Genomic DNA, 11,534 nt, shown 5'->3' with positions numbered 1-11,534 from the left:
GTCCGCCAAGACCGCCCCGCACCCCAACCCACCCCGCTACAATCCCCACACCCAAGCCGCTGACCAGCGCTAATGGAGAACTACGGCTGGAGTACTAGGCGGGATACCGAGACAATAGGCCGTTATGGCACGGGTGGGTAGTGGCGTCTCGGTCTACTGCGGGGTGCGGCCGCCGGGGTCACACTTGTCGTAGATGCTGTGTTCGGCATGATGCTGGTTTGATTGGTGAGCGTGCTCTTGGCCGGTCGGGCCAAGTACGATGCTCAGTCACAAGGATCGAAGTGCGGGCGGCAGGCCAGCGGCACCGACGTGCCACGCCGAGGGCGTGCCGATCTTTCCCAGCCCTGTAGGGTCTCGCCACTCGTGGCACAGGCCATGCACGTCGACCTGCGGTTCTCTATCCTTCTCAGGTTGATGGCACAGCAGCTCAGTCTCACGAACCGTGGCATTTCCTACGGTGCAGCCGACCGCCCCACCCAGCACATCGTTCATTCCGTGCAATTCGAGTTGGCAGTTGGCGGGGCTTTGCCCTGCGGGGTTGCCGGGTGGTTTGAGAATGGCGCCGGGCGTTGCTCCCAGATGAGTTGGCTCTCATGGAAGGGGGCAGTCTGTGGGTGGCCTCTTCGGAACGCCGGATGCTCATTCGGTGGTTTGTCAGTGGCGGCATGCAGAATGCGTCCATGAATCACGACTACCGGCCCGGTGACGTGCTGTTGCTGGAGTGCCCGTTCATCGAGGCCACCGTCACAAGGGTCACCCGTTCCTACGTGTCCGTGCGGTGGCCGTGGTTGGAAGTGGACCCGCAGGCCGAGAACTTCAGATGGAACGGCCAGAGGGCGATTCCCATGCCCGCGGCCCGCGAGTGGGAGATCTTCCGAACGGAACCGGCGGAGACCGCACTGAAGCCGGGCGATACCTGCCTGGTGGGAATCCCCTCGACTGTGGTGCACGTCCAAGCGGTCCATCACTTCGATCCGCCTCTGGTCAACGGCATGCTGCCGCGGCCCGCGTCCTACGTCGAGGTCCTGCGGCAGGGTGATACCCATGACCCTGACCTTGAGGACCAGGGGTACACGATCGATCCGGTCGGCGGCGAACCGATACGCATCGACCTGTTCTTCCGTCCCTACGCCTTCCTCGAACTGGGTGATGAGGTTGCCGACCGGAACGGGCGCGCCTGGCGGTTCGATGCAGCTTGGGACTGGCACCCTTTCGACGGCGAGCGCTCAGGCACTCCGGCCTGGCCGCTGACGCTGCTCTCCCGTCGTGGTGAGCCGACACTGAAGGAAGCCGTGGCGGTCGCCCAGGCGACGGCGGCCGGCAGCCACGCGGACGAACTGGAGCGGTGGAGCGGACTCACTCTCGCGCAACCAGCCGCCCATCAGCAGTAGCCTCGCGGCACCGAACAGGAAACTCACGATCGAATAGCAAGGCCAGCAGACCCGAGGACCGGGTTCAGTGGCCGTCGGTCGTAGAAGAGCTTTCGGAGTTGTCGCCACCGAAAAGACACTGACCAGCGCACGAGTACCCCACCCGACCCAGTACCGGCCGACGCCGCACCGGCCCTCCGAACGGAACAGTATGAGCAAATGGACAGCAGCCCACATCCCCGATCAGACCGGCCGCACTTTCGTGGTCACCGGCGCGAACAGCGGCCTGGGCCTGGAGACAGCGCGCCGACTGGCCGAGCATGGCGCGCACGTGATCATGACGGCGCGTGACCCGGAGAAGGGCCGGGCGGCTGCCGCAAGCCTGCCCGGATCGGTGGAAGTCCGCACCCTGGACCTAGCGGACCTGGAGTCGGTCTCCCGGTTCGCCGCCGGAGTCGACCACGCCGACGTGCTCGTCAACAACGCGGGCGTCATGATGACGCCGAAGCGGACCACCGCGCAGGGATTCGAGCTCCAGCTCGGCACCAACCACCTGGGGCACTTCGCGCTGACCGCTCTGCTCTACCCCGTGCTGCGCGCCGGCTCGGCGCCCCGGATCGTCACCGTCAGCTCCACCCTGCACCGGCGGGGGCGGATCGACTTCGACGACCTGCAAGCCGCGCGCTCCTACTCCCCGTTCGCCGCCTACTCCCAGTCCAAATTTGCCAACGTGCTGTTCGGCCTGGAGCTGGACCGGCGGCTGCGCGCGGCCGGCAGCCCCGCGATCAGCGTGCTGGCCCATCCCGGCTACACCGCCACCAACCTGCAGACCTCCGGTCCGACCGGCCTGCTCAACCTGAGCGGCCGGATCGGTAACCTCCTGATGGCCCAGCACGTCACCAAGGGAGCCCTCGACCAGCTCTGCGCCGCCACCGCCCCCGCCGTCCAAGGCGGCGAGTTCTACGGCCCCGACGGCCGGGGCGAGAACCGTGGTCACCCCAAGCTCGTCAAGCCGGTTGCCTCGGCGACCGACCCAGATACCGCCCGCCGCTTGTGGGAGGTCTCAGAGAAGCTGACCGGCCTCTCCTTCGCCCCCTGAGACCGCGCCCCCAGGAGGGGCCGACGCACGCGGTCACGTCCCTCGGGACGCTCAGATCTCATCGTTCCGGTCTGACTTCCGGAGTCATCTGCGGCCCTGCGCGATTCCGACGCCGCTTCCGACGATCACGCCGAGCATGTTCACGACGGTGGTGGCGGTGATGGTGGGGCCGGCGTCCAGGAGCGAGCTACCGCGGCCGCCGGCCTTGTGATCACCCTCGGATGCGCACTCATCTGCTGGCGACGACTGCGCGCTCTGGTGACCGATGCCGTGGGCTGGATATCTGCCGCTAGGGCCTGTCTGACAAATGATCTCTGCGAAGCTGTGGTGCGGAGATCATTGGAGGGTCAGTGGGTATCGAGCTTGAACTGCACTCGGGGAGGCCTCGCAACGGGTCGTCTCGGGCGACGCTGCTTCGTGGGTCCTACGCGCATGGCGACGCGCTCGCGCGTGCGCTGAGCGCGCTCGTCCATAACGGGTCTGGCAAGTTGGGCTGGGTTGACTTGTATGGGGACACCATGTTCAACGAGCAGGAGGCCGAAGTTGCTCGTCAGGAGGTTGCTGTCCTGATTTGCGACTGCTCCGACGAGCGGCATCGGGCGGCTCTTCTCGACCTTGCTGGGCTCTTGGAAGCGTGCGCGGGAACGCCGGGCAGCTACCTGTGGTTCATGGGCGACTGAGTCAGCCGATAATTGATCTTGTGGCAGGTTGAGGCGAGCTGACGGACGCGGCATGGGAGCGGATAGAGCCCCTGCTGCCCAAGGTGGACGGGCGTGGTCGCCCGTGGCGTGATCACCGGCAGGTGGTCAACGGTGTGATGTGGCGGCTGCGGACCGGTGCCCCGTGGCGTGATGTCCCGGAGAGGTACGGGCCGTGGCAGACCGCCTACGAGCGGTTCGCCCGATGGGAGGCCGACGGCACCTGGGCAAACCTGCTGAAGCACGTTCAGGTCCGCGGCGACGCGGTGGGTCAGGTGGAGTGGATGGTTGCCGTCGACTTAACGGTCAACCGGGCGCACCAGCATGCCGCCGGCGCCCGTAAAAGGGGGCCGCAGACGGGGACGAACTGGAGGATCCGGACTGCTCGCAGACGCGCCAGGCGCTCGGCCGGTCACGGGGAGGGCTGACCACCAAGGTTCACCTCGCCGTGGTCGGCCGGGGCCCACCGTTGTCGATCGTGCTCACGCCCGGCAACGTCAACGACGCCACCGTCTTCGGTCAGGTTCTCGACGGGATTCATATCCCCAGGGGGACGCAGGCCGCCCTCGCACCACGCCGGATCGAGTGCTGGGCGACAAGGCATACTCAAGCCGGGCGATCCGCTGGCTGCTGCGGCGCCGAGGTATCGCCGTCACTATCCCCGAACGCCGCGATCAGGAAGCCAACCGCCGACGCCGCGGGCGCCTTGGCGGTCGGCCACCCGCCTTCGAAAAGCAGGTCTACCGTGATCGCAACGTGGTCGAGCGATGCTTCGCCCGCCTCAAGCAGTTCCGCGCCGCCGGTGAGGTCGACTCGGGGCGCCCTGCTGGTGTTTCCACCAGTGGGTTTCCCCGAGCCGCCTCCCGAACCCGGCGTGCCCGTCTCCAGGAAGACATCGGCCCGCTCGAGCGCGTGCGGTGCGGGATCAGCATCACCGCTTGACCGCCCACCTGCCCCGGCGCCGGGGCGGCCGAGGTGCGCTCGTCGGCGAGCTGCTCACTCACCCGGTCAAGGACACGTTCGGCGATGGCGAGTTCGTCCCGCTCGGCCCGCACCTCCGCCAACTGCTTTGCTAGGTACTCTTGTTTGGATCATGCCGGGCCCGTGTCCCGGGGCGAGAGCGGCTGCGGCCGCGTCCGGGCGGAGGTTCAACCCGCCCGGGTTCCGCTGCGGGCTGCGATGTGTCGGGGCGGTTCGATGCCGTCAGGGAGCAGGGGGTCGGCTTCCGGGGCGCCCCAGGTGGAGATCAGGGGCAGGACGCCCGCCCAGATCCCGAGGGCGGCGTCGGGTCCGTCGCCGTCCTCCGGGGCGCCCGTTCGTATCTTGACCGACGCCTCTCGAAGCGAAACGGCCAGCAGGGAGGTCGCCGCCAGCTCCCTGAGGTTCGGCCGCCGCGCGTGGTTCCACTGTCCCGGTGCGGCCTGCTCGGTCAGGCAGCGCAGCCCCTCCAGCTTCTCCTGCGCATCCGTGAGCAGGCGCGGGACGCCGTAGATCATCGCGCTGCGGTAGTTGACGCCGTGCTCGAACACCGACCGCGCAAGGACGAGGCCGTCCACGTGCGTCACGGTGACGCATACCGTCGCCCCCGGCGAGGCGGTCAGGCTCTGGCTGGCCACGGAGCCGTGGAAGTAGAGGTTCTCCCCGTCGCTTCCGTAGACGGTGGGGACGACCGCGGGGTCCCCTTCGATGACCACACCGAAGTGGCACAGGAAGCCTGCGTCCAGGATCGCTTCGAGTTCGCCGCGGTCCAGGCTGCCCTGTTCCCGTAGCCGGCGGTGACGGGTGCGGTCTGTTTCCGGCAGCGTGGCGGGCAGTTGGCTGTGGTTCACGTCAGCTCTTTCGCGAGGGAGTTGTCCGTTGCTGGACTTCATGACGAACCGGGCGGCTGTCGCGGCCCGGCACAGGCGCGCGCTCCACGGAGGTCGATGTGCCCTCAAGCTACTGATATCAGTAGCTGAGTGCCAGCCCCTCAACGAAATCAGTTCTACGGAACCTGAAAAGGTGCTCAAATAGTTGCAACGTGTGGGGTGGTGCGGGAGGTGAGGGTGCTGCGATCCCGGTCCGCGACGGCGCTGCGACATGCGCTGAGCGACGTGCGCACCCCGTCGGCGCGGCGTGCCGCTCGCGCGTAAGGTCCGGGGCGGGCGAGCTGTCGCGCGGGCGGCCGACGGGATCGGCCGCATTCGGTGTCGTGAGGTGGCGGACGCGGGGTAGTCGGAGGTCACTCGGACGGCGCTTCTGCCGCCCGGCCCGATCCCACAGCCCCCGAGGAGCACCATGTTCACCTTCAGCGCGTTGTCCCGGCGACTGCAGCGCAGTGCGCGCAAGGTGTTCGGATGGGAGCGGCTGCGCCCGGAGCAGTTGCGGGCGATGAAGTCGGTCATGGAACAGCGCGACACTCTCGTGGTGATGCCGACCGGCGCTGGGAAGTCCGCCGTCTACCAGGTGCCCGGGGTACTTCTGCCCGGCCCCACCGTCGTCGTCTCCCCTCTGATCGCCCTGCAACGGGACCAGGTGAGCGGCCTGTTGAGACGGGCTGGTGCGGACGCCGCAGCCGTGAACTCCACCCAGAGCCGCGGCGAGAACGACGCGGTGTGGGACCGGATCAGCGAAGGAGACGTCGACTTCGTCTTCCTCGCCCCGGAGCAGCTGGCCAAGGACGAGGTGGTCGAGCAGCTCGCGGCGGCACGGCCCGCGCTGTTCGTCGTGGACGAGGCACAGTGCGTGTCGACCTGGGGGCACGACTTCCGGCCCGAGTACCTGCGGCTGGGCCAGGTGATCGACCGGATCGGCCGCCCGCCGGTGCTCGCCCTCACGGCGAGCGCCGCCGCCCCGGTGCGGGCGGACATCGTCCAGCGGCTCGGCATGCGCGACGTGCGGGAGGTGGTCACCGGCTTCGACCGGCCCAACATCTACCTGGAGGTCATCCACTTTCGGAGCGCCGCCGACAAGCGCCGGGCGGTGGTCGAACGCGCCGCCGCCGAACCCAAGCCCGGGCTCGTCTACGCGGCGACCCGCAAGGAGTCCGAGGAGTACGCCCGCGAGCTGGGCGACCTGGGGCTGGGCGTGGCGGCGTACCACGCCGGCCTGCCCGCCAAGGAACGCGGCGCGGTGCACGACCGTTTTCTCGCGGGGGAGCTGGACGTGGTGGTGGCCACCTCCGCCTTCGGGATGGGCATCGACAAGCCGGACGTCCGGTTCGTGCTGCACGCCTCGGTGCCCGGCTCCCTGGACGCCTACTACCAGGAGATAGGCCGCGCCGGACGGGACGGGAAGCCTGCCCGGGCGATCCTCGCCTACCGGTCGCAGGACCTCGGCATGCAGCGGTTCTTCGCCGCCGGACGCCCCGACCCGGACACCGTCTCCCAGGTAGCCGGCACGCTGGAGGAACATGCTGGCCCGGTCCGGCCGAGCGACCTGCGCAGCGAGACGGGCCTGACGGCGAGTCGGCTGACGGCCGTCGTCAATCTACTGGAACAGGTCGAAGCGGTACGCACCACCGAATCGGGAGACCTGGAGACCACCGGCGCCGCCGATCCGGCGGAGGCCGCCCGCAAGGCCGTCGAACTCGGTGACGCACACCAGCAGCTGGAGCGATCGCGGGTCGACATGATGCGGGGCTACGCGGAGAACACGGGCTGCCTGCGGCGGTTCCTGCTCGGCTACTTCGGGCAGGAACCGGAAGCCGGGGGGTCCTGCGGCTCCTGCGACCGCTGCGAGGCCGCCGCACTCTCCCCGGACGGCCCGAAGGCAGCCGCGGGGGTGCTGGCCGGCACCGGCGGACCGGTGGCCCCGCAGGAGGTGAGCCGCGCCGACGACGCCCCGCACCCCTTCCGGCTCGGCGCCCGGGTCCGGCACGGTCAGTGGGGGGACGGCTCGGTGATGAGCCAGGACGGCCGTCGGCTGACCGTGCTGTTCGAGACGGCCGGCTACCGCACGCTCTCCCTGGACGTGGTCGAACAGAACGGTTTGCTGACGTTGCGCTGAAGGCCCGCGGCCGGCGCGGACCACGGGCCGGCCTGCAGGCACTCGCCCCGCAGCCCGGGATCGCGGGCCCGCTCCGGCTGGGTCTTTCGTTTGGATCATGCCGGGCTTGCGTGCCCTGGTGCCGCACCTTGCTGCGTTGTCGTCAGTCGCCGACGCTCCGCGTCGCCTCCCTCCTGCGCCTTGCGGGGTGCGGCACCAGACCCCGCTCCCTGACCCGGCCTGATCCAAATGAAAGACCCTAGCTGTTTTTCGAGTTCGTCCAGTTCCGGACGACGGGCGGTGATCCGTTTCAGCAGTTCGGGATCCAGCATGCGTCGGACCGTGGCGGGTTCGCGCAGTCCTGGTCCAGCCGTATGTGGTGAGGAGAACCGGCGGTTCCGGTAGTGCGCCTCGCGCCCCTGGTTCAGCGGCGGGCCGGACGGGCGCAGCGTACGTTTCCGAAGGTGATTGCGTCCCGGGGCAGGGCGAGGCCGAAGGCACGTTCCAGGCCTTCGAAGAACAGTGCGATGCTGTCCGTCCAATTGCCTGACTTCTCCGCGATGCGGAGGTGCAGGTTGAGGAGGGACAGCGGCGCTTCCGGGGCGAACGGTGCCTCCCCCGGGGTGTACCAGATGAGCTCGTACATGTCTCGCTGGTCTTCGGCGCCGTCCTCGATCGGGAAGGGGTTCTGGTACACCCCGTCCTCGAAGTAGCTGAAGGTGTAAATGGCCTTGGCCATGGTCGCGCCGAGGGTGATCTGCTGCTCGGGAGGCGGGTCGAGGGAGCGCGAGATGGCGTGGTCGAAGTCGTGGTAGCCCAGCCACGTCCAGCCGTTCTCCTCCCCGAAGGCCAGTACGCGAGTGAGGTCGTCGGTGCCCTCCCGTGCGTCTTGCTCCTCGACCTGGTGGAGCAGCAGCCCGTCGGCGATGTCCTGCGCGTCGGCCCCGTAGGCGAGAGCGACGTCCTCGGCGGTCGGCCCTTTGATGAACACGATTTCGGTAAAAGGCTGTTGGCACCGCCAACTGCCGGCGATCCACGCCACGCCGTCGCCCACCGGGCCCTGGCGGGCGAGGAACTCCTCGAACGCGGCCGCCTGCTTCGGGGGCATGTAGCCCTGGCGGGCCGTGCGCGCCCTGTCCTCCAGCCAGTCGAGCTCCGTGACGGATCTCAGCTCGGCCACGACCACCCGGTCTCGCACGAAGGTCATCCGCCCCCCGTCGGCGTGCACGTACCGGATGTACGGGCCCTGCGGGTCCGGGCCGAACGGGTGCCCCTGCCCCGATCTGGATCTGGGCCGGTGTCGCGCTCCGCCGTGGGCTCGTTGGGCGAAGTGTTCCAGCTCGGCGAGTTCCGCCGCGGGGAGGAGCACACTCGTCGGCTCGCCTCCGTCGACGACACACACCCGCTCGCCGGTCTCCTCGACGCGACCGACGAGACCCGCGAAGTCCGCTACGGCGTCGCTCAGTTCAACGTTGTCCATACGAGGGGACATTACTGGCGGCGATGTGGCGGCCGGGCTGGGTGCGGGTTCTGCACCGCCGCTGCATGTGGGTGTGTTCGGCGGAAAAGCAGGGCGGTTCGGAGCTCGGCCGGTGGTGAAAGTGTCCAGGGGCCCGCAACTCCTAATCAGCGGCCGGGTCGTCGTGAGACACCGGGCGGCGAGGTGTTTGGAACCATCGAGGGCAACCACCTGAAAGCCACACCCGGCATCTCTGGGTCTCTGGACCTTACGACTGGCCCGTCCAACCCACGCAAACAACGTAGGACCACCTGATCTGCGACGGACGCGGCACTCCGCTCAAGGTCATAACCACCGCAGCGAACGTCAACGACGTCACCCAGATCCTCACCTTGGTCGACGGTATCCCGCCTGTCGCGGGCCGCCCCGGCCGGCCCCGCCGCCGACCCGACTTCCTGCTCGGCGACAAGGGATACGACTCCAACCCCAACCGTGACGAGCTGCGTCACCGGCGGATCCTGCCCGTCATCTCCCGCAAGGGATCACCCAACATCAAGGGCATTGGCAAGCTCCGCTACGTCGTCGAGCAGACCTTCGCCCGGCTCCACCACTTCAAACGACTCGCCGTCCGCTGGGAACGCCGAACCGGACTCCACGACGCCTTCGTCTCTCTGGCCTGCGGCCTGATCTGCTGGAGACGCCTCAAGAAGGCCCGTCATGATCGTGTCACGAGCTTTTGGCTACAGCTCACACCACTCACCCAGAGGGCCAGCGGCCCGCGTCTGGGCGAAGTCCTGTACCAGGTCCCACGCCCGATCAACGTCCAAGACAAAGTCGCCCGTGAACGCGGCGAGACCGTCCATGCTCGGGACTTCAACCTCGGTACCCGAGGGCACGGTGCCGTCTCCTACAAGCAGAGACATCCGCTCGGTGTCACTCATCAGATGGACGACAGCGTGATCACCCCGGAAGGCCAGGATCAGCACCGGGAACTCCCTGTTCGGCGACCGAACCTCGACGTAACCCTCACCACGAGAACGCAGGTCGTTGAAGCGGTCTGACAGGACCTTCACCTCTGAACGTCTCTCAAGCGGATGGAACAGTCCCGACTCCGGCGAAGTCGCCGCCCACACCACGCTCATCCAGCCGCTCTTCCTCAGACAGGTCATCGCCCACAATCCAGGGCCACGCTCCCACGCTCCACCACGACACGACTACTGGGATTGGGCCGCGTGATCATGTTATGAGCTCTATGGCTGAAAAACTGGTGAGGTTCATCAAGGCGCGGCTGGACGAGGAGGCCGACTTGGCCGGGCGCTGCGACGGTGACGGATGCGGGGAGTGGTCTGCCCACGGACACACGGTCGACTTCTGCCAGGTTGACCTCTCCGGATTCCACTCCACGATCGCTCTGCATGTGGCCCTGCACGACCCGGCCCGCGTCCTGCGCGAGATCGATTCCAAACGGCGCATACTGGCCCGTCACGCCCGCGACCCCTGGCCATCCCATGACCTACGTGACCTTGCCTCGCCTTACGCCGACCACCCTGACTTCCCCGCATGGGCCTGAAGCGGCGCAGCACACGAACAGAGGCCCCAGCGCGGCCGCGTGTTGACTGACCCTCGGCCTCTGGAGATCATTTGTGGGATAGCCCTTAGACGGTGTCCTATGTGGGGTTGCTGGGTAGCACTGTTCAACATGGGTCAGGGAACGTGGAGTTGGATTGTTCCGGACGGGTTGTGGGAGATCGCGAAGCCCCAAATCCCGCCGTCGAAGGTGCGGCCGCAGGGCGGCGGAACGCAGGACACGCCTGATGAGACCTTGTTCGCGGCGATCGTCTATGTGCTGGTCAGCGGGTGTTCGTGGCGGGCTTTGCCACCATGTTTCGGGGTGTCGAAGTCGACGGTGCACCGCCGGTTCATGATCTGGTCGAGAGCCGGTGTCTGGGGCCGACTCCATGAAGCGGTGATACACCGCCTCGACGACGCCGGCCTCATCGATGTCTCCAGCGTTGTGCTCGACTCCGCGCACGTGCGGGCAAAAAAGGGGGCGAACACACAGGTCCGAGCCCCGTGGACCGGGGTAAGCCGGGTTCCAAGATGCACGTCCTGTCGGACGCGAACGGACTGCCCCTGGTCGTTGGCCTCTCCGCCGCGAACGTCCACGACAGCCTCGCCCTGAGGCCCATGGTCGCCGGTCACCAAACGAGACACGACCCCCATCGTGGTCGGCATTTCAAGCCCCAGCGACTGCACGCGGACAAAGCCTATGACGTGCCCCACCTGCGGAAATGGTTATGGGGCAAGCATATCGGCGTCCGCATCGCACGCAAGGGAGTCGAGTCCAGCGAACGACTCGGCCGGCGCAGGTGGGTTATCGAGCGGACCATGTCGTGGCTGTCCGGCTACCGTCGACTCAGCCCCCGCTACGAACGCCAACCCTCCAACTACCTGGCCTTTCTCGGACTCGCCGCCGCTCTCTGCTGCTACAAGCGGCTCGTCCGCCTCACCACATAGGACACCGTCTTAACCGGCTGGCGGCAGATAGCTAGCCCACGGCATCGGTCACCAGAGCGCGCAGGCGTCGCCAGCAGATGAGTGCGCATCCGAGGGTGAGGAAGGCTTCGTGGATGTCGTCGCGGATCTCCCAGCGGATCCGTAGCCGGCGGAACCAGTGCAGGTGGGCGAATGCCCGCTCCACTACCCAGCGTTGGGTGCCCAGTCCCGAGCCGTGCTCGGTGCCGCGCCGGGCGATCACCGGCTTCACGCCAAGGCCCCAGACCAGGCGGCGGTATTTGTCGTGGTCGTAGCCGCGGTCACCCAGCACCACGTCCGGGCGGTGCCGGGGCCGGCCACGCTTGCCCCGCACGGACGGCACGGCCTGGAGGAGTGGGATCAGCTGGGTGACATCGTTGCGGTTGCCGCCGGTCAGGGTGGCGGCG

At 67.8% G+C, this 11,534-nt stretch carries 11 protein-coding genes and 1 pseudogene; 9 read left to right on the top strand and 3 right to left on the bottom strand.

The features are described 5' to 3' along the window. Window positions 1-680: 680 nt before the first annotated feature. The 5 genes and pseudogenes from JGS39_RS28805 (at window position 681) to JGS39_RS28785 (ending at window position 4,243) form a co-directional block, all read left to right on the top strand. Window positions 681-1,391, top strand: coding sequence for a hypothetical protein (locus tag JGS39_RS28805; RefSeq protein ID WP_219572526.1), 711 nt, complete (start codon window positions 681-683; stop codon window positions 1,389-1,391). A gap of 190 nt (window positions 1,392-1,581) precedes the next feature. Next, on the top strand, window positions 1,582-2,469 hold the full coding sequence (locus JGS39_RS28800) for an oxidoreductase (protein ID WP_219572525.1): 888 nt from the start codon (window positions 1,582-1,584) through the stop codon (window positions 2,467-2,469). Between the two features lie 518 nt (window positions 2,470-2,987). Then, a complete protein-coding gene (locus JGS39_RS41150) occupies window positions 2,988-3,149 on the top strand; it encodes a hypothetical protein (RefSeq protein WP_236063702.1) in 162 nt (53 codons plus the stop codon). A 38-nt stretch (window positions 3,150-3,187) separates the two neighbouring features. Then, window positions 3,188-3,965, top strand: a pseudogene (locus JGS39_RS28790) (IS5 family transposase); the annotation flags it as partial. Between the two features lie 140 nt (window positions 3,966-4,105). Continuing rightward, on the top strand, window positions 4,106-4,243 hold the full coding sequence (locus tag JGS39_RS28785; RefSeq protein WP_219572523.1) for a hypothetical protein: 138 nt from the start codon (window positions 4,106-4,108) through the stop codon (window positions 4,241-4,243). Window positions 4,244-4,315: 72 nt separating this feature from the next. On the opposite strand, the gene JGS39_RS28780 is transcribed toward JGS39_RS28785, so the two are convergent. Then, window positions 4,316-4,996 (bottom strand): pyridoxamine 5'-phosphate oxidase family protein, encoded by a 681-nt coding sequence (locus JGS39_RS28780; RefSeq protein WP_308120769.1) that lies wholly within the window; start codon window positions 4,994-4,996, stop codon window positions 4,316-4,318. Between the two features lie 448 nt (window positions 4,997-5,444). On the opposite strand from JGS39_RS28780, the gene JGS39_RS28775 reads away from it, so the two are divergent. Further along, entirely contained in the window at window positions 5,445-7,154 is a 1,710-nt protein-coding gene (locus JGS39_RS28775) for a RecQ family ATP-dependent DNA helicase (RefSeq protein WP_219572521.1), read from the top strand. 403 nt (window positions 7,155-7,557) lie between these two features. On the opposite strand, the gene JGS39_RS28770 is transcribed toward JGS39_RS28775, so the two are convergent. Beyond that, window positions 7,558-8,613, bottom strand: coding sequence for a type II toxin-antitoxin system Phd/YefM family antitoxin (locus JGS39_RS28770; protein WP_219572520.1), 1,056 nt, complete (start codon window positions 8,611-8,613; stop codon window positions 7,558-7,560). 290 nt (window positions 8,614-8,903) lie between these two features. Between JGS39_RS28770 and JGS39_RS41145 the strand changes: the two genes are divergently transcribed. From JGS39_RS41145 to JGS39_RS28755, 3 genes are all read left to right on the top strand, one after another. Beyond that, entirely contained in the window at window positions 8,904-9,653 is a 750-nt protein-coding gene (locus JGS39_RS41145; protein ID WP_236063704.1) for a transposase, read from the top strand. 191 nt (window positions 9,654-9,844) lie between these two features. Next, window positions 9,845-10,162 carry a DUF6221 family protein gene (locus JGS39_RS28760; protein WP_219572519.1) on the top strand — a complete coding sequence of 106 codons (318 nt, stop codon included), beginning with the start codon at window positions 9,845-9,847 and terminating at the stop codon, window positions 10,160-10,162. A gap of 129 nt (window positions 10,163-10,291) precedes the next feature. Next, a protein-coding gene (locus JGS39_RS28755; protein WP_219572518.1) for an IS5 family transposase occupies window positions 10,292-11,109 on the top strand; the annotation gives its coding sequence in 2 pieces (ribosomal slippage) (window positions 10,292-10,631 and window positions 10,631-11,109; 819 coding nt in all). A gap of 31 nt (window positions 11,110-11,140) precedes the next feature. Here JGS39_RS28755 and JGS39_RS28750 read toward each other — a convergent pair. Beyond that, a partial coding sequence (locus tag JGS39_RS28750; RefSeq protein WP_219572517.1) for a transposase occupies window positions 11,141-11,534 on the bottom strand: 394 nt, incomplete at its 5' end.

This window comes from Streptomyces poriferorum (genome assembly GCF_019399235.1).
Taxonomy (GTDB): domain Bacteria; phylum Actinomycetota; class Actinomycetes; order Streptomycetales; family Streptomycetaceae; genus Streptomyces; species Streptomyces poriferorum.
The sequence above is the reverse complement of the archived record's forward strand: the minus strand, read 5'-3'. Positions and strand labels throughout refer to the sequence as shown.